General features: G+C 54.8%; 24 protein-coding genes. 14 read left to right on the top strand and 10 right to left on the bottom strand.

The window, feature by feature from the left end; genetic code table 11:
* The first annotated feature begins 84 nt into the window (after positions 1-84).
* Both RO22_RS12625 and RO22_RS12620 read left to right on the top strand, forming a co-directional pair.
* Complete coding sequence (locus RO22_RS12625) at positions 85-531, top strand: Rrf2 family transcriptional regulator (protein WP_022523538.1); 447 nt, start codon at positions 85-87, stop codon at positions 529-531.
* 127 nt (positions 532-658) lie between these two features.
* On the top strand, positions 659-1,135 hold the full coding sequence (locus tag RO22_RS12620) for a DUF4870 family protein (protein WP_022523539.1): 477 nt from the start codon (positions 659-661) through the stop codon (positions 1,133-1,135).
* A gap of 72 nt (positions 1,136-1,207) precedes the next feature.
* Here RO22_RS12620 and RO22_RS12615 read toward each other — a convergent pair whose 3' ends face one another.
* Entirely contained in the window at positions 1,208-2,419 is a 1,212-nt protein-coding gene (locus tag RO22_RS12615; protein WP_039858598.1) for an NnrS family protein, read from the bottom strand.
* 264 nt (positions 2,420-2,683) lie between these two features.
* Here RO22_RS12615 and hmpA point away from each other — a divergent pair, with 264 nt between their 5' ends.
* Positions 2,684-3,856, top strand: coding sequence for an NO-inducible flavohemoprotein (hmpA, locus tag RO22_RS12610; protein ID WP_009286645.1), 1,173 nt, complete (start codon positions 2,684-2,686; stop codon positions 3,854-3,856).
* Between the two features lie 56 nt (positions 3,857-3,912).
* Here hmpA and RO22_RS12605 read toward each other — a convergent pair whose 3' ends face one another.
* Positions 3,913-4,260, bottom strand: coding sequence for an SCP2 domain-containing protein (locus RO22_RS12605; protein WP_223827950.1), 348 nt, complete (start codon positions 4,258-4,260; stop codon positions 3,913-3,915).
* Positions 4,261-4,566: 306 nt separating this feature from the next.
* Between RO22_RS12605 and RO22_RS12600 the strand changes: the two genes are divergently transcribed.
* Both RO22_RS12600 and RO22_RS12595 read left to right on the top strand, forming a co-directional pair.
* Positions 4,567-5,178: a cytochrome c oxidase subunit 3 family protein gene (locus RO22_RS12600; protein WP_223827951.1), complete on the top strand. Its 612-nt coding sequence runs from the start codon at positions 4,567-4,569 to the stop codon at positions 5,176-5,178.
* Positions 5,179-5,193: 15 nt separating this feature from the next.
* Positions 5,194-5,496, top strand: coding sequence for a cytochrome C oxidase subunit IV family protein (locus RO22_RS12595; RefSeq protein WP_027959377.1), 303 nt, complete (start codon positions 5,194-5,196; stop codon positions 5,494-5,496).
* 40 nt (positions 5,497-5,536) lie between these two features.
* On the opposite strand, the gene RO22_RS12590 is transcribed toward RO22_RS12595, so the two are convergent.
* The 5 genes from RO22_RS12590 to RO22_RS12570 all read right to left on the bottom strand — a co-directional run bounded on the left by RO22_RS12590 (position 5,537) and on the right by RO22_RS12570 (position 10,430).
* Positions 5,537-5,734: a hypothetical protein gene (locus tag RO22_RS12590; protein WP_022523544.1), complete on the bottom strand. Its 198-nt coding sequence runs from the start codon at positions 5,732-5,734 to the stop codon at positions 5,537-5,539.
* A gap of 11 nt (positions 5,735-5,745) precedes the next feature.
* Positions 5,746-7,689 carry a nitric oxide reductase activation protein NorD gene (locus tag RO22_RS12585; RefSeq protein WP_027959376.1) on the bottom strand — a complete coding sequence of 648 codons (1,944 nt, stop codon included), beginning with the start codon at positions 7,687-7,689 and terminating at the stop codon, positions 5,746-5,748.
* 9 nt (positions 7,690-7,698) lie between these two features.
* Positions 7,699-8,511 (bottom strand): CbbQ/NirQ/NorQ/GpvN family protein, encoded by an 813-nt coding sequence (locus tag RO22_RS12580; protein ID WP_009286643.1) that lies wholly within the window; start codon positions 8,509-8,511, stop codon positions 7,699-7,701.
* 72 nt (positions 8,512-8,583) lie between these two features.
* The gene (locus RO22_RS12575) at positions 8,584-9,939 is read right to left on the bottom strand and encodes a cbb3-type cytochrome c oxidase subunit I (protein WP_009286642.1); all 1,356 of its coding nucleotides are present in this window, start codon (positions 9,937-9,939) and stop codon (positions 8,584-8,586) included.
* 38 nt (positions 9,940-9,977) lie between these two features.
* Positions 9,978-10,430 (bottom strand): c-type cytochrome, encoded by a 453-nt coding sequence (locus tag RO22_RS12570; RefSeq protein ID WP_027959375.1) that lies wholly within the window; start codon positions 10,428-10,430, stop codon positions 9,978-9,980.
* Positions 10,431-10,884: 454 nt separating this feature from the next.
* Between RO22_RS12570 and RO22_RS12565 the strand changes: the two genes are divergently transcribed.
* The 9 genes from RO22_RS12565 to RO22_RS12525 all read left to right on the top strand — a co-directional run bounded on the left by RO22_RS12565 (position 10,885) and on the right by RO22_RS12525 (position 20,261).
* Entirely contained in the window at positions 10,885-11,451 is a 567-nt protein-coding gene (locus RO22_RS12565; protein WP_009286641.1) for a YIP1 family protein, read from the top strand.
* Between the two features lie 69 nt (positions 11,452-11,520).
* Positions 11,521-11,871, top strand: coding sequence for a DUF488 domain-containing protein (locus tag RO22_RS12560; RefSeq protein WP_027959374.1), 351 nt, complete (start codon positions 11,521-11,523; stop codon positions 11,869-11,871).
* 325 nt (positions 11,872-12,196) lie between these two features.
* Positions 12,197-12,499, top strand: coding sequence for a c-type cytochrome (locus RO22_RS12555; RefSeq protein WP_022523551.1), 303 nt, complete (start codon positions 12,197-12,199; stop codon positions 12,497-12,499).
* A gap of 26 nt (positions 12,500-12,525) precedes the next feature.
* Positions 12,526-14,673: a transcriptional regulator NosR gene (gene nosR, locus RO22_RS12550; protein ID WP_084625331.1), complete on the top strand. Its 2,148-nt coding sequence runs from the start codon at positions 12,526-12,528 to the stop codon at positions 14,671-14,673.
* A 17-nt stretch (positions 14,674-14,690) separates the two neighbouring features.
* Positions 14,691-16,568, top strand: a complete 1,878-nt coding sequence (nosZ, locus tag RO22_RS12545) for a TAT-dependent nitrous-oxide reductase (protein WP_027959373.1) — start codon at positions 14,691-14,693, stop codon at positions 16,566-16,568.
* A 68-nt stretch (positions 16,569-16,636) separates the two neighbouring features.
* On the top strand, positions 16,637-17,935 hold the full coding sequence (locus RO22_RS12540) for a nitrous oxide reductase family maturation protein NosD (protein WP_083868730.1): 1,299 nt from the start codon (positions 16,637-16,639) through the stop codon (positions 17,933-17,935).
* Positions 17,932-18,864 (top strand): ABC transporter ATP-binding protein, encoded by a 933-nt coding sequence (locus tag RO22_RS12535; protein WP_051051908.1) that lies wholly within the window; start codon positions 17,932-17,934, stop codon positions 18,862-18,864. The genes RO22_RS12540 and RO22_RS12535 overlap by 4 nt, the downstream gene beginning before the upstream one ends.
* Complete coding sequence (locus RO22_RS12530) at positions 18,861-19,685, top strand: ABC transporter permease (protein WP_009286640.1); 825 nt, start codon at positions 18,861-18,863, stop codon at positions 19,683-19,685. Before RO22_RS12535 ends, RO22_RS12530 begins: the two co-directional genes overlap by 4 nt.
* Positions 19,686-19,724: 39 nt before the next feature.
* Complete coding sequence (locus RO22_RS12525; RefSeq protein WP_039858446.1) at positions 19,725-20,261, top strand: nitrous oxide reductase accessory protein NosL; 537 nt, start codon at positions 19,725-19,727, stop codon at positions 20,259-20,261.
* Between the two features lie 32 nt (positions 20,262-20,293).
* Here RO22_RS12525 and RO22_RS12520 read toward each other — a convergent pair whose 3' ends face one another.
* From RO22_RS12520 to RO22_RS12510, 3 genes are all read right to left on the bottom strand, one after another.
* Positions 20,294-20,680 carry a SirB2 family protein gene (locus RO22_RS12520; RefSeq protein WP_039858445.1) on the bottom strand — a complete coding sequence of 129 codons (387 nt, stop codon included), beginning with the start codon at positions 20,678-20,680 and terminating at the stop codon, positions 20,294-20,296.
* A gap of 11 nt (positions 20,681-20,691) precedes the next feature.
* Positions 20,692-21,084, bottom strand: a complete 393-nt coding sequence (locus RO22_RS12515) for a hypothetical protein (RefSeq protein ID WP_039858443.1) — start codon at positions 21,082-21,084, stop codon at positions 20,692-20,694.
* Between the two features lie 82 nt (positions 21,085-21,166).
* Complete coding sequence (locus RO22_RS12510; RefSeq protein ID WP_223827952.1) at positions 21,167-21,736, bottom strand: hypothetical protein; 570 nt, start codon at positions 21,734-21,736, stop codon at positions 21,167-21,169.
* Positions 21,737-21,794 lie beyond the last annotated feature (58 nt).

The raw sequence follows: 21,794 nt of genomic DNA, 5'->3' as shown, positions 1-21,794 counted from the left end.
CCCATGTTCTGATTGCAACTTACTGAACGTTCATACAACATGTTTCTTTTACAGTTGGATTACTCTCGGAGCAAAGCACACTCCATGCATCTCACTCGATTCACCGATTATTCAATACGCGTGTTGATCTTCCTCGCCGTGAAAGGCGAAGAGCGTTCTACTATCAATGAGATCGCAGAGACCTTTGATATTTCTCGCAATCACCTGATGAAAGTCGTTCAGGAGCTTAGCCAGAAGAACTACGTTACCGCTATTCGGGGCAAGAACGGTGGCCTATTGCTCACGCGAGACCCCGCTACTATCGTGCTGGGTAAACTCGTGCGCGAAATGGAACATGGCATGGAGCTAGTCGAGTGCTTTCATAGCGATAACAACTGCATCATTACTCCCTCGTGTCGGCTCCAGCCCATTCTAAACGAAGCCTTGTCAGCGTTTCTGGAGGTGCTTGACCGCTATACTTTGGCAGATGTGTTGTCCAATCGTTACCCGCAGTTGGCAGGACTAATGCGTATCCCCACCGTCAATGTCTGACGATCACTAGAAACAACCCTATTAATTTCAGCTAAGGAAATTCTGCATAGTTGCTCTACAATAAATGCATTAAAAATGCATTTTAACGCGCTATTAATGATTCCCACTTTGCCGAATGAGGTTTTCTATGGCTATCTCCCCATCATCCATGCCCTCCGCATCTCACTCCGCGGCCACTTCAACGTCGACTTCCTCTAATACGTTTAAGAAAAGCCGCGGGCGTGGCGCGGCTATCGTTGTCTATATGCTCTTTCTGGGTAGCGTATTAGCGGTGGTCACCGCCCCCATAGGGGTACTCATTGCCCACATGAAAAGAAACGATGCCGAGGAGTGGGTCGCTTCCCATTTGCAGTTTCAGATTAGAACGTTTTGGTTAGGGCTATTAGGCGGGGTGTTGTTCACTGCCATTTGGCATCTACTGGGCTGGATCGGGCTACCCGCCGTAGCCCCCTGGGCTCTAGGCTACCTCTATTTTACAGCCTGCCTGATCTGGATGGTGGGCCGTTGCGGGGTAGGCATTACCCGCCTCACCAACAACCGTCCAGTGGCTAACCCACGCAGTCTTGCCTTTGGCGGTGCCCGGGTCACCCTGGCTGATCGCTAATGAGCGTTTGAATACCTCAATGGTTTTAATACGCCTGCATCCGGACGGATGCAGGCGCCATCTATTATTCGTTCAGCCATCCTGATCATCGACTCGCGCCTGCATCAACGGCCAAGTGTAGTGCACGACGAATATTGCGTAGGCAACGCACCAGAAGATGATGCTCAGCGTATAGGTCCAGTGGGTGATCTGGGGAAATAACGCCAAGACGGGTGAGCGCACCAAGGCGGCTATTAGCATTAAGCCCAGCGCCACACCAATACCGGGCAAAGTGCGTATGGGGCGGCCCGTATGACCTAGCGAAACTCTGGCCATCATGGCCAGCATCATGGTGCCCATGCCACCAATGGTCAGGGCGTGCACGGCAAGTTCAACGCGCATCAGCCCCATGAGTGCCAAGACCCACATGACAAGCCCTAGCGGAATGCAGGCGTAGCTGCCGTGCAGCCCCCAAAGTAAAGGTTCACGCCAGCTATGCAACCCACCCCAACGCGCCATGCGAACAGTGTTGGCCAACGCCGCCAAGAGCATCACTCCCCCCATTAATAAAGCAGGAATGGCAACCCCCAACATGATGACCAGCTGCAGCACGACTACGCCAGCCGTACTCACCAGCGTCACTCCTTCGAGCAAAGCAATAGGTTCAGGTTTGGTGCGGCCCAAACGATTGGCAGTGAACATGGCAATCACACGTCCGCCAACGACTGTCATCATCAGTGTGATTAACAGTACGGCCAAGTAGGCGGCTTGGCGGATCAGCTCGGCGTCACCCTGCATCACCCCTAAGTGCATCGCCAGGTTAGCCGTGGCAAACAGCAACAGCACAGGTATAAAGATCAAGTTGCGCCAACGCTTTGCGGTAATAACCAGACGCGCCATAGTAATGGCGACCACTGGAAGAAATGCAAGGTCAACCGCCAGCAGCAGCCATCCTGGCAAATCCATGGGAAAAGCCATCAGCACTCTACCCAATAGCCATAACACCACCAGTCCCAATAGCGGCCCGCCGTTTAAGCTCGGCAAGCCTGTCCAGTTTCGTACAGCGGTAAGCAAAAACCCTCCGATCACTGCTGCGGCAAAACCAAACAACATTTCATGCTGATGCCAGAACACCAGGCCGCCATAAGGGCGCAGCAAAATATTGCCATGCCAAAAGCCCAGCCATACCAGTAGAGATAAAATACTGAACAGCGCGGCCAACAGGAAAAAGGGCCGAAAAGCCAGACGCAGCAACGGTAGTTGCTTGAGCTTGGAGGCAGGCTGGGAAGAGGTGATGGTTGGCATAGCATAATACCCCACTGAATTACTTGGATTTGCATTGTGCGCCAGGCCAATAGCAAAAACCATGACAAGTATCAAAAATGCATCTTATAGACACAGATAAGCTTCATCGTCACTCCATACCAAGCGCTTTTGCATTGTGTTCAGGCCTTGTTGTTCAAATGGCTGGCAGCCCCTCTCCTCAACAGAGCCCCTGCATGGTTGGTATTTATCGCTTTTGGCGTTAAGATGCATTTGTAATGAATCTTAACGCTTGAGGTATTATCCGTGCTAACACATGAGCAAGAAAAGCTGATCAACGCGACCGCTCCCGTCGTGGCCGAACACCTGAATGCGATTACGCAGCGCTTCTATCCGCTGATGTTTACCCGTTACCCAGAGGTTAAGCCGCTCTTTAATGAGGTTCATCAGCAAAGCGGTGGTCAGCCCCGTGCCCTGGCCAACGCCGTGTTGGCCTATGTGCAACTACGCAGTAATCCAGCTCAGGCGCGTGCTACTCTGGATGTTGTGGTCAGTAAACACGTCTCGCTAGGCATTCTTCCCGAGCAGTACCCTATTGTCGGTGAATGCCTGCTGGCAGCGATTGACGAAGTGCTGGGTGAAGCTGTCACCCCGGAAATCGCCGACGCATGGGGCGCTCTATATAACGAGCTTGCCGCCCTGTTAATTGACCTCGAAGACCAGCGCTATCGTGAGTTTGAGCAACGCCCGGGGGGATGGCGCGGCACACGCCGTTTCAAGATTGCCAGTACCCAGCAGGAAAGTGCTTTAATTCGCTCTTTTATCCTTGAGCCCGAGGATGGAGGTCGTGTGGCTGAGCATGAGCCAGGTCAGTATATCGGTGTACGTCTAACCATTAATGGCGAGCTGGTTTATCGGCATTACAGCCTCTCAGACACGCCAAATGGCCAAAGCTATCGAATCTCGATCAAACGCGAAGAACAGGGCCAAGTCAGCCGCCACTTCCACGATGTCTTACAACCCGGCGACACCTTGGAACTGTTACCACCAGCAGGTGACCTCACGCTGATTGAAGGTGACGAACCTCTGCTGCTTGCCAGCGGCGGCGTTGGGCAAACGCCCCTGCTCCCCATGGCAAGACATGCCTTGTCCCTTGGGCGGCAAGTCACCTACCTACACGCTGCCCTGGATGCCGACCACCAGGCCTTTAAAGGCGAATTAGAAGCGCTGAAGAGCGAGTATCCTCAACGTCTTAAGGCTGTCCGTATTCATGAGCGCGGCAACGAAGCCGAACATATTGGTCGTATCGACCACAGCTTATTAGCTCACTACCTGCCTGATCTTAAGGCGCGCTGCTATTTCGTCGGCCCCCAAGGATTCATGACAGCGATTAACAGCGCTTTGTCCGAACTGGGTGTCGACGAGGATCGCCGACACTTTGAGCACTTTGGCCCCTCACGCCCCCTCGACGCAGCGTAATAATGGGCGGCCTCGGGATATCCCGAGGCCGCTTGTGAACATTTCAGAAGCCTGGGTCACTCTTTACGTACCAAACGCTCCAGCCCCAACAACAGTTCCCCCACACGCCCTTGTGCAAGGCCTTCCTCGCAACCGTCAAGTAGATTTTTGAGCGTCAACCCCAGCTCTGTATCCCCTTCAATGATTAAGCGACGCTGGAAAAACAGGCTGTCGGGATCTTCGCGGCGCGTGGCAAGGCACAAGAATTCCCGCCAACCTCCCCGAATGGTTGCCTCGCCTTTCTCGCGACATAATATCAAGCGCTGGGATTCAAGCGTCAGACTTAGCGTCACACCTAAATCGGCGATGGTGAGACTAATGCGCCGACCTTCCAAAGCATCGAATTCCCCCTCAGCAAGCGGCATAGCAAAAGTACGGTTGAGTAAAGGCTCGACTATACGTTGCTTAATTGTAAACGGTACCCGTGGATCAAGGAGACGTATCAAATGGCTAGGCGTTATAGGAGGGGAAATTGAAAAAGAGGGCATGGAAAAAGGTAAAGACAGCAATGACATAACAGTCACTCCGAAGTAAAGGCATCATCGGCAAACACTAGGCCACTGATGCTAAGCGTTGCCGTGGCGCTGGGTAGTGACGCGTGTCAAATAAAAGAAATATTGCACCAAAATTAACATGTATTTAAAATGCACTTAATATATTGACGAAAACTAATGAGCCCTGATACCTCGGCACAACGCTTACCGAGTGGAGTATTAATGAGGCACGACCTGCCCAATCCCGGCTGGGGGCCGCTTTCAGCGCTACCTGGCAATCCACTGATGTGGGTATTGATACTGAGCGAAATGCTGGTTTTCACCGCCTTCTTTGCGCTCTATGCCGGTCAACGCGCCCTTGACCCTGCACTATTCAATGAATCCCAACATCAGCTTGACCCGGTGCTGGGCGGCCTCAATACCCTGGTGCTCTTGACCAGTGGGCTTTTTGTAGCCTTTGCCGTTGAGGCGATAAGCGCTAAGCGCATACAGCGCAGCCGACAGTGGTTAGGCGCCGCTATACTGTTGGGCCTACTGTTCTGTCTCATTAAGGTTTTTGAGTATACAAGTAAGTTTGCCGCTGGAATAACGCCAGAAACGAACGTTTTTTTTGGTTTTTACTATGGTTTAACCGCCTTCCATTTTGCTCACGTTGTGTTCGGCTTAGCGCTACTAGGCTTAGTGAGCTGGCGCACCTCCACCGAGAACGTAGAAACGGCGGCAGCCTTCTGGCATATGGTGGACTTGATTTGGATCCTGCTTTATCCACTGATTTATCTGCTCAGATAATTTTGTGAGGAAACAATGAGGGCACTGCCCGGTACACGACGTTTACTGATTACTTGGGGCGTATTAATGGCGCTGACCCTGGTTTCCATGGTTTCCGCTCGGCTAGATCAGACCACCGACTGGCAGGTGCTTCCCCTATGGTCAGCCGCCATGATAATGATGGCGACGGGGTTCAAAGCCCACTGTGTGCTCATGGTCTATTTAAACTTGCGCGCCGCGACCCCAGCCTGGAAGGGAGTTTTCATTGCCCTGACACTATTAACGTTAACGCTGATTGCCGCGGGCTACCTGGCCGGTCGCTTTCATTTAGTGGGGTAGCCTCACAGGATTGGATTTAGCGAAGTGCGGAATCAGTACCTCAAGGCCGCTGCGCGGCGTTTGCCCAGGCTTCCAGCGACCGACCCAACCGCATCAAACCATAAACGATAAAGGGAACCAGCAACATCAGCGCCACGCCCCAATCTCGGTTATTGATAAGCCATACCAGCGGCACGACTATCCCTAAAGCGACCAAAGACCACAGACTAATCGCCGCTACGAAGCGCAAGCGCACCATAGATAACCTCCTTAGGAAGCAACAATCTGGCGGTAGATACTCGGCAGCGCCAAGGCGAGATGCTCCGGACGCTGGACAATGGCATAACCCCCTCGCCCAAACAGATGAGGAATATAGCGCCCCGCCTCCCGGTCAATCGTTACCCCGAACACGCGCACTTCTTCCCGTCGCGCTTCAAGTACCGCTTTGCGCGTATCCTCTATACCATAGCGCCCTTCATAATAGTCGGTATCGTTAGGCTTACCGTCGGTCAGAAGTAGCAGCAACCGGTGCCGATTGGGCCGTTTGGCAAGCGCTTGGGAAAGGTGCCGAATAGCGGGCCCCATACGCGTGTAGTGGCCTGGTTTGAGCGCTGCGATCCGCCGTGACACCCGCTCGCCCATTGGCTCATCGAAACTTTTAAGCGTATTGACCCAAACACGGTGACGACGGTGGGAGGTAAAGCTGTGAATGGCATAGTCATCGCCGCACCCCGCAAGGCCGTGCCCCAATACCAGCAGCGCTTCTTTAGCCACATCCAGCACTCGCCGGTCTTCCAGCCAGGCCTCAGTGGAAAGGGATACATCGACCAGGATCGAAACCGCCAAATCCCTCGCCTGGGTACGGCTAGCTTGATAGAGACGGTCGCTGGCTTCACCGGTCGCCGCCAGATCACAGCGGGAGCGAATGACGGCGTCCATATCCAGCTCGCTGCCATCCAGCTGGCCACGTAGCGTCTCACGACGCGGCCTAAGTGCTTCAAACTCGCGTCGGACTCGTCGAATGCGCCGTTTTGTCGTTTCATCCGGCTGCCAGTTCTCCCCCTCCTCGCTCTGGACATCGCTGAGTACCACACAGTGGTCAGGCATATAGATTTGCTTACGATGATTCCATTCCGGATAGGTATGGCGCCCACGCAGCCTTCCCCCACTCACCTCACCCGGCGCCAGATCAAGATCAAGCTTTAGCTTGGAAGCCGCCTTCTTACGGTTAGCACTGAGCACAATTTCATCAATCTGATCGGCCGCCTGTTTGGCCTCATCATCGTCTTCATCCTCTACATGACGATTGAGATTGACCATTTCGGCCCAGGAAAGCATCTTTTCGGATGCATTGAGCATTAAAGAGTCATCGCGGTCGGCCTGATCCTGCTCGCGCCGGTCAGCCTTACGTTTACCATGATCATCTTGTAGTGAATTCTTCCCTGCGACCGGTGCCTCATCATCTTCCTGCTCGGTTCGTGCTTTCTTATGGGTACCCAGGGCAACGGCTTGCCCCCATAGCGGCACCGGAAGTGGCGGCCGGTATCCATGCGGCGCATGAAAATTGTCCAAAGACAGGGTCTCGTCGAGGATGGCGATATGCATCACTTCGGCCCAGCCAGCCTCGGGCGGCGTTTCTCCCAGCTGGGCACAGAGAACGGATTCAAGCGCTGCTTCCATCGGCGGCAAGCGCTTGCGCTGGGGGCGAATGGCCAGCAATGCCTGACATAATCTGGCGTGGCGCTGAGCGAGCCCAGGGAAATGGGCCAACACTGCCCGAGTCGCCCGGTTTACTTCACGCAGCTGGAGAAGGTCTTGCTGTAGCGGATCTTCGACGACGTGCACATGCTGGGTCGCCGCCAGGTACGCTACCAGCCAAAGGTAGAGGTCCCGGTTCAAGGAAGCCTCGGCGAACAAGGCAATGCGTGGCGGTAACAACAGGCTTTCTTCGTCACGGCGTGCTTGATCGAGCACCTCCTCATCAAGCCCAAGCCTTTGGCGTAAGGATAAGCGATGCGACGAATTACGCCCCGCAATAGCAGCAACATCGATACCCGCCTCGCCACCTCCGGCGCGGAAAAAGACGCCGAGCATGGGCCGCAGCGTTTCAAGACGCACTGCGGCTTCGGGATGGTCAGGGTAACTTGCCGCACTGGAAGCCCAACGGTGCCAATGGCGGCCTACAAACTCCTCGACTTCAAGAAAATCAAGCATGCCGTGCCCTCACCCAAAGGTTGCTTGAATGGCTTCCATCAGCCCTTCCTGAACATCTGCGTCATCACTCAGCGGCTCCACTAAGGTAGCCCGGGCAGCTTCCAAAATGGGCACCCCGGCGGCAATCAGGGTAGCGCAGTAAACCAATAGGCGAGTAGAAACACCCTCTTCTAAATCCTGCCCCTTCATGGCCCGCAGGCTGGCGGCAAGATTGACCAGCGCGGCGCACTGCTCACCGGGCAAACCACTCTCCCGCGCGACAATATCGCGCTCGACTTTGGGTGGTGGAAAATCAAATGACATGGCCAGGAAGCGCTGGCGGGTACTCGGTTTAAGCGATTTGAGAATATGCTGATAGCCAGGGTTATAAGACACTACCAGCATGAAGTCATCCGGCGCTTCGAGCAGTTCCCCGGTACGTTCCAACGGCAGTAGTCGGCGGTCATCGGTCAGCGGGTGAAGCACCACGGTGACATCTTTACGCGCCTCCACCACCTCATCGAGATAGCAGATCCCCCCTTCGCGCACTGCTCGAGTAAGCGGGCCATCGACCCAGCGGGTCTCACCGCCCTGCAATAGATAGCGGCCTGTAAGGTCGGCTGAAGTCAGATCGTCGTGACATGAAATAGTGAATAGCGGACGGCCCAGCTTCGCGGCCATATGGCTAACAAAACGTGTTTTACCACACCCGGTGGGGCCTTTAAGTAACAGCGGCAAACGTTGACGAAAGGCGTGCTCAAACATAGCGCATTCGTTGCCGACATTCTCGTAGAAAGGTATTTCACGCTCATCGATAGGATTAGCGACAGAAGAAAGAGGCATGGGAAGACTCCATTGCCGGAAAATAAATAAATAAAGAAAGAAAGCAAAAACGGCCCCGCAGGGCCGTTAAGTTCAGGCCGAGCCTGCCCCAGCTGTAATTTGTGTGCCGCCGGCTGGCACCTGCTCTCGGGCGGGCCCGAAGAAGGAGTAGAGCAACATGATCGCCCCCACTGCCACGGCCACACCAGCGCCCAGACGCATGATGTAGAACAGGCCTAATTGATCCTGCACTTCCATGTAATTCATGCCCAGGACGCGCTGTAAGTGAGTCTGCACGACCCCGGCGAAGGTCAGGGTAAACGTCATGAAGCACATGGCACTGGTGACGATCCAGAAGCCCCACATGTTCAGCACTTGGTTATAAGGCTGCACACGGCGGATCTGCGGCATGGCGTAGGTAATCACGCCAAGAATCAGCATCACATAAGCACCATAGAAAGCTAGATGGCCATGAGCGGCGGTTACCTGAGTGCCATGGCTGTAGTAATTCACGAACGAGAGGGTATGCATAAAGCCCCACACACCAGCGCCGAAAAAGGCAATGGTTGGGCAGCCTAAGGCCCATAGCATGGCCGCTTTATTAGGATGGTTACGACTGCCCTTCCAGAACATGGTAAAGGCGAATACCACCATGGCGAAGAAAGGCGCCACTTCAAGCGTCGAGAAGATACTGCCGATGGGCTGCCAGTAGCCAGGTGCGCCAATCCAGTAGTAGTGGTGCCCGGTGCCCAGCAGGCCGGAGAACAGTGCCAATCCAACAATGATATAGAGCCATTTTTCGATCACTTCGCGATCCACACCGGTCATTTTGATCAGCAGGTAACCCAGCAAGGAAGCCATGATCAATTCCCATACGCCTTCCACCCAGAGGTGCACCACCCACCACCAGTAGAGTTTATCCACCGCTAGATTGGTCGGGTTGTAGAAAGCGAATAACCAAAATACTGCCGCTAGCCAGAGCCCCAGCATTAACACCAGATTGATAGCGGTCTTGCGGCCCTTGAGCAGCGTCATGCTGGTATTGAAAAGAAACATTAGAAAAGAAATGGTGATGAGTATTTTCACCCAGAACGGTTGCTCAAGAAACTCGCGCCCTTCATGGATACCGAACTGGTAGCCGACCAGAGCAGCGACGCCAGCAAAAGCAAAGATCGCCAGCTGGATATACGCCAGATTGGGACTATGAATTTCCCGCTCGGCTTCCTCTGGCATCAGATAGTAGGTACAGCCCATAAAACCGATTAGCAGCCACACAATCAACAGATTGGTATGGCTGACACGCATGATATGAAAGGGCATCACTTCGGCCATAAAGTTGGGCCAAGCATAGACGGTGGCGGCCAGTAGTCCGAAGACTATTTGTAGCGTAAATAGCGCCATGGCCACCATAAAAAAGGGTAAAGCAACCTTCTGGGTTTCATATTTCATTGTACGGTTCTCCTTGATTCATCCTTCGGCTGGTAGCTTCAGCCAGCGGGATGTGGGGGCCAGTCCTGGTTGTCGATACCATCGGTCCATTCGAGAAAGTCAATTAGCGAGTTCATATCCTCTTCGCTAAAGTCATACGCTGGCATTTGACGACGACCCTCTATCCCCAATGGCTGGGCGCGGATCCAGGCATTAATACCCGATCGGGCAGCCTCAGGATTTTCATGGCCTCCATAGCGTTCCCAGACGTTACCCAGTTCAGGAGCGAAATAAGCACCCTCCCCCATAATGCTATGGCAATTGATACACATGTTTTTTTCCCACACTTCTTTGCCATGCTTAACAGAATCCGTGAGGCCTTCGCTGTCCGTGGAGACATTGACCATGTACCAATGACTATGAGCCGTTAGCGCGGCAAATAGCAGGAAGAAGAACAGCGAACCACCGTAGAAAATATTGCGGGCCGCTGATTTAGTGAGACCATCAGCCATAAGCCATACTCCCTTGCTAGTCAGATCCGACCTTAGGCTGGGAAGCCAAAAGGCATGCATTTATTAAGATGTATATTATTTACATTTTAAGGTTAGCAGAAGAATCCCCCTAGCAACATTGCCACAGATCAATTTTTGGCAAGAGCAAAACCCAGGGTAAATTTAAGATTACTAATTAATTCGAGCCAGAATGCGGCTGGGTTTCTTAATAGTGCCTAATCACTCTGTGCGATTTGCACCAGATCATAGCCGTTCTAGAGGTAGGCTGATGCTATGACTTCTCAGATTTCACACGGGCATGCACCGCTGCCGCTGATGTGGGTTGCGCTCTCTTAAAACAGAGAGAATCAAGCTTCACACTTGACAAAATACAAACTAGCCTTAATTCTGAATATAATATCATGACATGATATTTTAAGCCCACAACGATCACAACTGACTGCGAGGCTAGACAATGAACCCTCTAACCATTATTCAACTGCCCTTTACCCATTTAGCGGGATGGAAAGACCTCCAGCAACGCCATCCTTCAATCGCCACTCTGGCTTGGTGCATCGTGCTGCCCATGTCGTTGTTACCTCCCGTGATGCTCTATTATGCCGGTACACACTACGGAGATATCTTCGCTCCAGGCTTCGCCGATCGGCAGTGGCGCTTCATCACGACCATTCTGTTCCTGGCCGAGCTGCTCACCTTCTTTGTAATGGGCTGGCTAATTCACGCGGTGGTCAATAGCGATCGTGATCTCTCAATTAGCTACCACGACGCTTATCTGTTGGCAGCCCTAGCACCTTTGCCACTTTGGTCAGCAGCGACCGCTCTGCTGATCCCCAGCCTGTTGTTCAATGCGCTGGTAGTACTGGTGGCACTGGGCATCTCTTGCAGTTTGGTCTACCACGGACTGCAGGCTCTGTGTAAACGCTCAGCGAATGACGTAACAACGATGTCTGCTACTTACACCGTTATGGCCGCCGGGGTGCTGGCATGGGGCTTGCTGATGGCTATTGTCTGGGCTTACTAGGATTCAAGTAGAGTGGAACCGACTCACTAGCTAGGCTTTAAAGGAAACTCATTGACTTGCGAGATAGCGATGGATATTGAATTAAAGCGAGCCTATGACTCACCTCAAAGCAAAGATGGTTATCGTGTCCTCGTCGACGGTATCTGGCCGCGCGGGGTGTCCAAGGAGGAAGCCAAAATCGATGAATGGCGCAAGGAGGTCGCCCCAAGCAGCGAACTTCGCAAAGCGTTTCATCATGGCTCACTCGACTGGAGTGGCTTCCGCCGTCGCTATCTCAAAGAGTTAACCTCTTATCGCGAGTCTCTTCGTGATCTTGCACAACGTGCCAGGAAAGAGCGAGTTACTCTGGTATTTGCCTCTAAGGAAGAGCGCCGTAACAATGCCGTAGTCCTGCGCCAGTACTTGAACATGTTGAAATAATCCGCGCTGTAAAAAACATTTTTACATCGCCACGCCCCTAGCGCCGTGGTGCATAGCCAAGCGTCTGAATTTCGAGTTGAAATCACAATAACGACTGACGTCATCGCCTACCCACTAAGGGGTAATAAGCTAATGCTCTGTAGGGGTACGCGAGACTAAAAATGATCCAGATCAACATTAGTCCCCCTTATTTCTTTAAAGTGAACTTCATACCTTTTCTCGTACTGAGCAATCAGTACCCAGCAACTCGTATACCTCTATAAACCACCTTGCCACGTTGCCGAATTGGTAATTTCAACTCAAAAGATGCATAAGGAATACTTCAATGAAAACCCTCGCGTCCATACTGTTGCTAGGCGTTGTTGCTTCTATTTCGGTTACCGCTCATGCAGATGGCGAAGCCACCTATAACCAAGCCTGCATGGCTTGCCACATGACGGGCGCCGCAGGTGCTCCCATTCGCGGCAATGCCGAACACTGGGAGCCACGCTTAGAAAAAGACATGGACACCCTGTACGACCACGCGATTAACGGTTTTCAGGCAATGCCGCCGAAAGGAGGCCAATTGGGCTTGAGCGATGACGAAGTGAAAGCTGCCGTCGACCACTTGCTAGAACCGGTTCTATAACGCTCTTGACCCAAAAGGAAACCACGATGTCCCCTGTGGCTTGCCCGCGCCGTCTAACCGGCATCTGGATTAGCTTACTGTTACTCCTAGCGATAACACTGCCCGCCCAAGCTATCGAACTGGAGCAGGTACGCGAGGGGTTTCCCACGGCAGAGCGTCTTGAAGCCGCGGATTCACAGTGGCCGGTAAGCCGTGTACTCGCCAGCGACGATGAGTTGCTCGGCTACGCTTTTGAGAGTGTGGATGTCGCTCCGATCCCCGCCTACTCAGGCAAACCGGTCAATGTACTGGTGGGCATCGGTCTGGATGGGCAAATTGTACAGGCCGACATCCTCAGTCATTCCGAACCGATCATGCTGGTGGGCATTCCCGAATCGAAGCTAAATAGCTTCGCCGATGAGCATGAATCGGCCCACGTCAATGACAGGCTCAGGGTCGGCGACAATCTTGACGCTATCTCTGGCGCGACGGTGACCGTCATCGTCGTCAGCGACACCATCATGCGCAGCGCCAGGCAAGTGGCCGCTGAACAGCAGCTCATTGCCGACCCCTCCCAGACACCACCGGCACGCGTTCGAGAAGACGTTTTCGCCCCTGCCAACTGGGATGAACTGACCGGCGACGGCACCATTCGCCGTTTGCAACTGACCCATGGCGAGGTCGATGCGAGCTTTATAGGTACGCCCGCCGAAGATTACCTGCGCTCGCCACAGCCCGCCGATAAAACCTTTATCGAGCTGTTTTACACCTACCTCAACCCACCAACCGCTGGCCGCAACCTGCTCGGCGATACTGGCTATGACCAACTAATGGTCGAGCTGAAGGATGGCGAGCACGCTATTGCCGTCATGGGGCGTGGTGACTACTCATTCAAGGGTTCAGGGTATGTGCGCGGCGGCATCTTCGATCGCATCGAGCTTTCACAGGGCAGCACTCGGGTCAGCTTTCATGATCGCGATCACATCCGCCTGGGTGATCTGGCCCTCGAAGGCGCGCCCTCGCTGGCCGAGCGAGACATCTTCATCGTCCGCGAAGAGGCGGGCTTCGACCCCGGACAACCGTGGCAGCTGGAATTACTGGTTCGCCGCGCCTCTGGCCCCTTGGATACCGAGTTCAGCCGCTTTAGCGCCGACTACAGTGTTCCCGAGGCCTATATAGAACGGCCTGAGCCACCGGTGGAAGAGCCTATCTGGGTACAGGTTTGGCGCGACAAGGCTTTCCAGATCGTTGTGCTATCCGCCGGATTATTGGTGCTCACTGGCATCATGCTGTTCCAGGATGTGCTGGCGCGCCACCCGCGTGTTCTGAACCCACTGCGTCTGGGTTTCAAGATATACACCTTAGTATTTATCGGCTGGTACTCGCTGGCCCAGCTATCGGTCGTCAATATCCTTACCTTCACCAACTCGCTGATAAGCGGTTTTAGCTGGTCCTCATTTTTGATCGACCCAATGCTATTTATTCTCTGGTCGTTCGTGGCGGTGAGCCTGCTGCTGTGGGGCCGCGGAGTTTTCTGCGGCTGGCTGTGCCCCTTCGGCGCTTTACAAGACCTGGTCAACCAGGTCGCTCGCAAACTAAACGTTAAGCAGATCGAGGTGCCCTTCGGGCTCCATGAGCGCCTATGGGCGATTAAATACATCATTCTGCTGGCCTTGTTCGCAGTCTCGCTACATTCGCTTGGCACCGCGGAACGCTACGCCGAAGTGGAGCCGTTCAAGACCGCAATCACCCTGCGTTTCCAACGTGACTGGGCCTTCGTTATTTATGCTCTTGGACTGGTGGCGATTTCTGCCTTCAACCACAAATTCTACTGCCGCTATCTGTGCCCTTTAGGTGCCGGGTTGGCTATTCCTTCGCGTTTACGCCTGTTCGACTGGCTCAAGCGCCACCGCGGTAGCTGCGGTACCCCGTGCCAAATCTGTGCCAATGAATGCGAAGTGGCCGCTATACACCCGAACGGCCGCATCAATGCCAATGAGTGCCACTACTGTCTCGACTGCCAAGTGACCTACCACGACGACCAGCGTTGCCCGCCCATGGTCAAGCGCCGCAAGCGCTATGAAAAGGCGGCCAATATGTCATCGCGCGGTAATAGCGTTGAGACCCAACGGGATACCGATGCCAGCGGCAAACAGGCCGCATGGCAACGCATCCCTCTTCACCAGCAAGACTGATCTCAGGGGAATCAAGCATGAGCGATAAAAAAGACCATATTCAGGATATCGGCCGTCGCCATTTCTTGCGCAATACCGCCGTCACCGGCGTTGCCGGGGCGGGCCTGGCCAGTGGTTTTGGCGCAGGTGCGTTACTCAATAGCCGTCAAGTTCAGGCCGCCGGCGCCAACGGTATCGACGTTGCACCCGGCGAGCTCGACGATTACTACGGCTTCTGGAGCGGTGGCCACTCGGGCGAGGTTCGGGTGCTCGGTGTACCTTCAATGCGCGAACTGATGCGGATTCCAGTGTTCAACGTGGATAGCGCCTCTGGCTGGGGGATCAGCAACGAGTCGAAGCGGATACTCGGCGAATCGAGCCATTTCCTCAACGGCGACTGCCACCACCCCCATATTTCCATGACCGACGGCAGCTACGACGGCAAGTACCTATTTATCAACGACAAGGCTAACACCCGCGTTGCGCGCATTCGTCTCGATATCATGAAGACGGACAAGGTCACCACCATCCCCAACGTCCAGGCGATTCACGGTTTGCGCCTGCAGAAGGTGCCTTACACCAAGTACGTCTTCGCCAATGCCGAACTGCCGATCCCCCAGATCAATGACGGCCGCGACCTGGAGAACCCCGACAACTACTTCACTATGTTCAACGCTATCGATGCCGAAAGCATGGACGTAGCCTGGCAGGTGATCGTCGATGGCAACCTCGATAACACCGATGCCGACTACACCGGTCGTTTCGTCGCCTCTACCTGCTACAACTCGGAAAAGGGCATGACCCTGACCGAGACCATGCGCAACGAGCGCGACTGGGTCGTGGTATTCGACGTTGAAGCGATTGAAGCCGCCGTGGCGGCCGGGAACTACAAGACACTGGGTGAATCAAGCGTACCGGTACTGGATGGGCGCAAGGGCTCGCAACTGACACGTTACATCCCGATCCCCAAGAACCCCCATGGCGTGAATACCTCACCGGATGGCAAATATTTCATCGCCAACGGCAAGCTATCCCCCACTTGCTCAATCATCGCCATCGACAAGTTGCCTGAGCTGTTCGACGACAGTATCGAACCGCGCGATACCATCGTGGGTGAACCTGAACTGGGCTTGGGCCCGCTTCACACCACCTACGATGGCCGGGGCAACGCCTATACCACGCTGTTCATCGATAGCCAGGTAGCCAAGTGGAATATTGAGGATGCCATTCGCCACTACAATGGCGAAGACGTCAACTACCTGCGTCAGAAGCTCGATGTCCACTACCAGCCTGGGCATAACCACGCCAGTCTCACCGAATCCCGGGATGCCGACGGCAAGTGGCTGGTGGTGCTGTCGAAGTTTTCCAAAGACCGTTTCCTGCCGGTAGGCCCTCTGCATCCCGAAAACGATCAGTTGATCGACATCTCCGGTGAGGAAATGAAACTGGTGCATGACGGCCCCACTTATGCCGAGCCCCACGACTGTATTCTGGTACGCGCCGACCAGATCAACCCAAGCCGAGTATGGACACGAGACGACCCCTTCTTCGCCGAGACCGTGGCCATGGCCGAGGCAGACGGCGTCAACCTGGAGGGCGAAAGCAAGGTAATCCGCGATGGCAATAAAGTACGCGTGTACATGACCTCCATCGCACCGCAATTTGGCCTGACCGAATTCAAGGTCAAACAGGGTGATGAGGTGACCGTGGTCATCACCAACCTTGACCAGGTCGAGGATCTGACCCACGGCTTCTGCATGGTCAACCACGGTGTGCAGATGGAGATCAGCCCCCAGCAGACCGCTAGTGTCACCTTCACCGCCGACAAAGCCGGGGTGCACTGGTACTACTGCAACTGGTTCTGCCACGCAATGCATATGGAAATGACGGGGCGCATGCTAGTCGAACCCGCCTGACGCCTCACTGACAGGAGTCTGACGACACAATGCGGGCCGATTCCTTCGGCCCGCTGCGGGAGAACACCATGAAACGACACCCTGGCTATTTAGGTTGCCTACTGGCGCTGCTATGGATTTTTTGGCTGCCTAGCGGGGTTTATGCCGCCAACTGGCTCGCCACGCCTGGTGAGCCGTTACAGCCGTTGATCGAACAGGCGACCGACGGCGATCAATTGCTGCTGCCTGCAGGACGCTACCCTGGGCGTGTGGTTATTGACCGCACGCTGCATATCCGGGGCGAGTTGCAAGCCATCCTCGATGCAGGAGGCCACGGCCATGCGGTGGTGCTGGCAGCTCCCGACATTATATTTGAAGGTGTCCGCATTGAAGACTGGGGAGATAACCTGACAGCACTGGAGGCCGCTATTTTTGTCGAGCCCAGCGCTCACGGTAGTACCATCCGCAATAACCAGCTAAGCGGGCCTGGCTTCGGCATCTGGCTCGATGCTGTCAATAACGTCAGTGTGATAGGCAATACCATTCGTGGCGATACCCGACTGCGCTCTCAGGATCGCGGCAACGGCATTCACCTCTATAACGTTAGTGACTCGATTATCGAATCCAACGATGTTGCGCAGACTCGCGACGGCATCTATCTCGACAGCAGCCGCCACAACGTGCTGCGCGACAACACCCTGCATGACCTGCGCTATGGCGTGCACTACATGTACTCCTTCGACAATCGTCTTGAAGGCAACCTGACCCAACGAACCCGAACCGGCTACGCCCTGATGCAATCCAAACGCCTGGAAGTCGTTGATAACCGTTCGGAAGCAGACGACAACTACGGCATTTTGATGAACAACATCACCGACTCCCTGTTGAGCGGCAACCGTGTCGAAGGCGTCACCCAGCCCCTGGGGGCAGATGGCGAGGGGCGTCTAGCGGGCGGCGACGGCAAGGCACTGTTCGTTTACAACTCGCAGTTCAATCGTATCGAGAATAATCGTTTCGCAGCCAGCGACATCGGCATCCATCTCACCGCCGGTTCAGAGGATAACCAAATGGCGGGCAACGCCTTCATCGCTAATAAGCAGCAAGTCATGTATGTCGCCACCCGTGAGCAGGATTGGTCGGGCAATTACTGGAGCGACTACCTGGGTTGGGATCTTGACGATAACGGTGTCGGCGACACCGCTCATGAACCCAATGACGCCATGGATCATCTTCTCTGGCGCCACCCCTCCGCGCGCCTGTTGATGCAAAGCCCTGCGGTGTTGGCACTGCGTTGGGTGCAACGTCAGTTCCCGGTGTTTCGTCCCCCGGGGGTCAGAGACAGCGCGCCCTTGATGAGCGAGCCCGGCCGAGAAGGAAATGCTCCATGAACCCAGTAATAGAACTACAGCGAGTTACCAAGCGTCACGGGGCGCTGGTGCGACTAGCTGAAATGGATCTCACCATCAAAGAAGGCGAGATGCTCGCCCTGCTGGGACATAATGGCGCGGGCAAGACGACCATCATGAAACTCATACTGGGCTTAATTGCGCCCAGCTCGGGCCACGTTGACGTCCTCGGTGGCGCTCCTGACGGGCCACATGCCGAACGCCTACGGCGTCAGTTGGGCTATCTACCTGAAAACGTCACCTTCTACGAACAGCTCACCGGGCGTGAAGTGCTCACCTATTTCGCTCGTTTAAAGCGCGCTGACCGCCATCAGGTAACGGTTCTGCTTGAGCGTGTGGGCCTGGTCGAAGCCGCCGACCGTCGCGTTAAAACTTACTCCAAGGGCATGCGCCAGCGCCTTGGCCTGGCCCAGGCTTTACTAGGGTCTCCCCGGCTATTGTTGCTGGATGAACCCACCACCGGCCTTGACCCCGCGGCCACCCGCGATTTTTATCAAGCGGTAAAAGCCCTACGCGACAACGGTTGTACCGTGCTGCTCTCTTCCCATGTACTGCCGGGCATCGAACCCTATATCGACCGCGCCTTGATCCTGGGCAAAGGGCGACGCCTGGCCCTGGGCAGCCTTAAACAGCTGCGTGAAGAAGCACAGCTACCGCTCACGTTTCGTATCCACGGCACATTGCTGGCCATGCAGTCTCAGCTCTGGAAAGCCATGTCCCTTGAGCCTATCCCAATCAATGAGCGCTGTGTGGAGGTCAACGTGCCCGCGGAAAATAAAATGCAGGTGCTACGTCAATTAACCACCATGCCGAATATCGACGACATCGAGTTATCACCACCCACCCTTGAGCATCTCTACACGCATTTTTCTACTCGCCCCGCCTCACTGACGCTAGGAGCCAGCGCATGAAGGCCATGTTCATCGTCGCCGCCAAAGAGTTCCAGGATGGCCTGCGTAATCGCTGGGTACTGGCGATCACCGTGATCCTTGCCGTTCTGGCAATGGGTATTGCCTACTTTGGTGCCGCTGCGAGCGGCGGTCTTGGTTTTACTTCACTGGCCACCACCCTGGTCAGTTTATCAACTCTGGCCGTTTTTCTGATCCCCTTAATCGCGCTGATGCTAGCCTACGACGCCGTTGTTGGTGAGCAGGAGGCCGGCACGCTACTACTGCTACTCACCTACCCTATAAGTCGTTCGGCGTTGATGTTTGGTAAGTTCTTCGGCCATGGGATGATTCTGGCTGTCGCCACGCTACTCGGTTTTGGTATCGCGGGTATGGTTATTGCGTTGGGCGCTGAAGGCGTACCGCTTATCCAACTAACCGTCGGCCTAGCACGATTGATCGCCAGCAGTGTGCTCTTGGGCTGGGTGTTTTTGGCCTTTGCCTACCTGATCAGCGTAACGGTCACCGAAAAGGCACGGGCCGCCGGGCTGGCACTAGGAGTGTGGTTTCTGTTCGTGCTGGTATTCGATCTAGTACTGCTGGCCCTACTGGTTGGCGTCAAGCAGGGGGGCGACTGGCTCCCCTACCTGATGCTGCTCAATCCCACCGACAGTTTTCGCTTGATCAACCTGTCGGGGTTCGACAGCACACAGCTAGAAAGCGGTATCGCGGCTATCGCGCAGCAAGGTGCGTTCCATTCTGCCTGGCCGCCCTTGGCAATGCTGGTTTGGGTCGTGGTGCCCCTGCTATTGGCCGTCCGTCGCTTCCACCGTCATACCGCTTAACATCATCTCTTAACATCATTTTATTAACGAGGATTGACCATGCCCGCCCTGCTGCCCATTCTGGCCCTTACTATTTTGCTCATGACCGGTTGCAACAATGCCACTGACAGCGCCGAAAGGATGCCGCCTCAGCCTATTAGCGGCGATGACATCTGCCATGTATGCGGTATGTTTATCACCGAATTCGAAGGCCCCAAAGGTCAGGCATTTATGCAAAGCCACAGTGACGCGCGTAAGTTCTGCTCTACGCTGGAGATGTTCGTTTTCCTCCAGCAGCCCGAAAATCAGACCCAGCTGCGCCACGCCTATGTACATGATGTCGGCGTGACACCCTGGGAGGCACCTAAAGACGATGCCTTTATCCCTGCAGCAGACGCTTGGTATGTGGTCGGCCATGATCGGCGCGGCAGCATGGGCCACACCCTTGCGCCGTTCTCCAGCCATGAGCATGCCGAGCAGTTCGCCGTAGTTCATGGTGGCGAGATAATCACCTATGACGATATCGACCTGGAATTGCTCACCCGGCTCGGGCGCCACGAAGGGAGCGGCCATGCCGCCCACTCAATGGCGCAATAAAAGTGAGGAGTGAGGCAGAAAGTAGCTGCAATTCAGGCTAGCCAGGAAAGCGGGCTGTGATGAACAGCGGCCCCCACCATATAGGCGAAGATAGCCACCGCCACTACCGCGGCTAGGGCTCGCACCGTTGGCGTCGCCCCGCGCTTAATCGCAATGGTGCCAATACCGATATAGGCCAGCAGCGCCAGTAACTTGGCGCCAAGCCAAGGAAGCTGCCAGGGCCATACGGAAAGCAATACCATCAAAGTCACCCCCAGCCCCAACAGAGCCGTATCAATAAGATGAGGCAATACCTTGACCCAACGGGCGTTGAGCCGCGGGCTTTCCTGCACCGACCACCAGGCGCGCACTACGAAGAGCGTGATGCTCAGCGCAGCGGCCGACATGTGCAAGTGCTTGATGAGGAAATAGTGCTCCATGGTAACCGTCCCTAGCCGACGTTAAGCGCATTGCCGTGATGATCGAAGGCAAGATAGGCGGTGATATTACCCATTTGCAGCGACTCCATCATACGCTGGAGCTGCCGTTCAACCTCGGCGTCATCTTTTGGGTCGTCCATGGCAGCTGTGAAAACTAGATCCCATTCGATCTCGGTACGGCGTGACTCCTCAACCAACGCCGCCATGCTGGTCAACTCCTCCGTCGACTTATCTACGCATACCACAGGCACCAACACACCCCCTTCACCCTGTTCGAAGCGACGACGCTGATCAGCATCAGGGAAGTCGGGCAGCTCTGCGCGAACGAACACAAACAGCAGGCGCTGGGGCTTAGGTTGTTTACGCGCTTCCTGCAGTAAATCGGCAAACGTCGCTATGGTCATAAAATGGGCCTTATCGCTAGTGGTTTAGAATCAGAAGGTGAGAGAGTAGGTAAGAATGAACAGGTGAGACTCATAGGCGGCGTTACTCGGGTGACTCTACGAAAAGCCACAGCAGCAGCATTACCATAAACAGAGGGATCAACAGGCTAAGTGGCGCCGCGCGCCAACCATAGGCTTGGACTACCAGAGGCGCCATCCGCAAGGAAAACCCTACCCCCGCCGCTAAAGCCAGAAAAAGGGCGACACAAAGACTCACCCAACGACCAGGCATCCAGCCTTTGGCGTGGGCGATGCCCGTCGTAATCACCGCACCTCCCAGTCCAAGCCCAGCCCCCACTAACAAAAACTCCCACGGTCGGCTAGCCATCCCAAACCCGCCCAGCGCCAACGCTAGCCCCAGTAATAGCCATTGCATCAAGCGGCAGGTGTCTCCCCGCCTGGCGATATACCAAGCCGGCCAAGCCAACAGCACACCGCTACTCAACGGTACCAGCACATAGAGGGGTTGTTTTGCGAGCAGGGCATAAAGTGTCCAGCCAGCCACCGCTAAAGCGCTTGCCAGCGGCATCAGCAGCATGGCTACCAGCAACTGATAACCATTTACTGGCTGTTTTGATGTCTCCAACGTGGGAGGCGGCACAGATGATGGCATGGCGTTTCCCAGCGAGGGTATAAAGACATCGGAAGACATGTAAGAATTGTCTGTAAAT

Source organism: Halomonas sp. KHS3 (assembly GCF_000830495.1).
Taxonomy (GTDB): domain Bacteria; phylum Pseudomonadota; class Gammaproteobacteria; order Pseudomonadales; family Halomonadaceae; genus Vreelandella; species Vreelandella titanicae.
The sequence above is the reverse complement of the archived record's forward strand: the minus strand, read 5'-3'. Positions and strand labels throughout refer to the sequence as shown.

What these genes read in the sequence shown, in the direction of transcription:
- RO22_RS12600 (WP_223827951.1), top strand. Translation starts at nt 4,567, where the DNA reads ATGAGCCCTGATACCTCGGCACAACGCTTACCGAGTGGAGTATTAATG.
- RO22_RS12585 (WP_027959376.1), bottom strand. Translation starts at nt 7,689, where the DNA reads ATGCTTGATTTTCTTGAAGTCGAGGAGTTTGTAGGCCGCCATTGGCAC.
- RO22_RS12570 (WP_027959375.1), bottom strand. Translation starts at nt 10,430, where the DNA reads ATGGCTGATGGTCTCACTAAATCAGCGGCCCGCAATATTTTCTACGGT.
- RO22_RS12515 (WP_039858443.1), bottom strand. Translation starts at nt 21,084, where the DNA reads ATGACCATAGCGACGTTTGCCGATTTACTGCAGGAAGCGCGTAAACAA.
- RO22_RS12580 (WP_009286643.1), bottom strand. Translation starts at nt 8,511, where the DNA reads ATGCCTCTTTCTTCTGTCGCTAATCCTATCGATGAGCGTGAAATACCT.
- RO22_RS12620 (WP_022523539.1), top strand. Translation starts at nt 659, where the DNA reads ATGGCTATCTCCCCATCATCCATGCCCTCCGCATCTCACTCCGCGGCC.
- RO22_RS12525 (WP_039858446.1), top strand. Translation starts at nt 19,725, where the DNA reads ATGCCCGCCCTGCTGCCCATTCTGGCCCTTACTATTTTGCTCATGACC.
- RO22_RS12590 (WP_022523544.1), bottom strand. Translation starts at nt 5,734, where the DNA reads ATGGTGCGCTTGCGCTTCGTAGCGGCGATTAGTCTGTGGTCTTTGGTC.
- RO22_RS12535 (WP_051051908.1), top strand. Translation starts at nt 17,932, where the DNA reads ATGAACCCAGTAATAGAACTACAGCGAGTTACCAAGCGTCACGGGGCG.
- RO22_RS12540 (WP_083868730.1), top strand. Translation starts at nt 16,637, where the DNA reads ATGAAACGACACCCTGGCTATTTAGGTTGCCTACTGGCGCTGCTATGG.
- RO22_RS12615 (WP_039858598.1), bottom strand. Translation starts at nt 2,419, where the DNA reads ATGCCAACCATCACCTCTTCCCAGCCTGCCTCCAAGCTCAAGCAACTA.
- RO22_RS12565 (WP_009286641.1), top strand. Translation starts at nt 10,885, where the DNA reads ATGAACCCTCTAACCATTATTCAACTGCCCTTTACCCATTTAGCGGGA.
- nosZ (WP_027959373.1), top strand. Translation starts at nt 14,691, where the DNA reads ATGAGCGATAAAAAAGACCATATTCAGGATATCGGCCGTCGCCATTTC.
- RO22_RS12555 (WP_022523551.1), top strand. Translation starts at nt 12,197, where the DNA reads ATGAAAACCCTCGCGTCCATACTGTTGCTAGGCGTTGTTGCTTCTATT.
- nosR (WP_084625331.1), top strand. Translation starts at nt 12,526, where the DNA reads ATGTCCCCTGTGGCTTGCCCGCGCCGTCTAACCGGCATCTGGATTAGC.
- RO22_RS12510 (WP_223827952.1), bottom strand. Translation starts at nt 21,736, where the DNA reads ATGCCATCATCTGTGCCGCCTCCCACGTTGGAGACATCAAAACAGCCA.
- RO22_RS12520 (WP_039858445.1), bottom strand. Translation starts at nt 20,680, where the DNA reads ATGGAGCACTATTTCCTCATCAAGCACTTGCACATGTCGGCCGCTGCG.
- RO22_RS12530 (WP_009286640.1), top strand. Translation starts at nt 18,861, where the DNA reads ATGAAGGCCATGTTCATCGTCGCCGCCAAAGAGTTCCAGGATGGCCTG.
- RO22_RS12595 (WP_027959377.1), top strand. Translation starts at nt 5,194, where the DNA reads ATGAGGGCACTGCCCGGTACACGACGTTTACTGATTACTTGGGGCGTA.
- RO22_RS12560 (WP_027959374.1), top strand. Translation starts at nt 11,521, where the DNA reads ATGGATATTGAATTAAAGCGAGCCTATGACTCACCTCAAAGCAAAGAT.
- RO22_RS12575 (WP_009286642.1), bottom strand. Translation starts at nt 9,939, where the DNA reads ATGAAATATGAAACCCAGAAGGTTGCTTTACCCTTTTTTATGGTGGCC.
- RO22_RS12625 (WP_022523538.1), top strand. Translation starts at nt 85, where the DNA reads ATGCATCTCACTCGATTCACCGATTATTCAATACGCGTGTTGATCTTC.
- RO22_RS12605 (WP_223827950.1), bottom strand. Translation starts at nt 4,260, where the DNA reads ATGCCGCTTGCTGAGGGGGAATTCGATGCTTTGGAAGGTCGGCGCATT.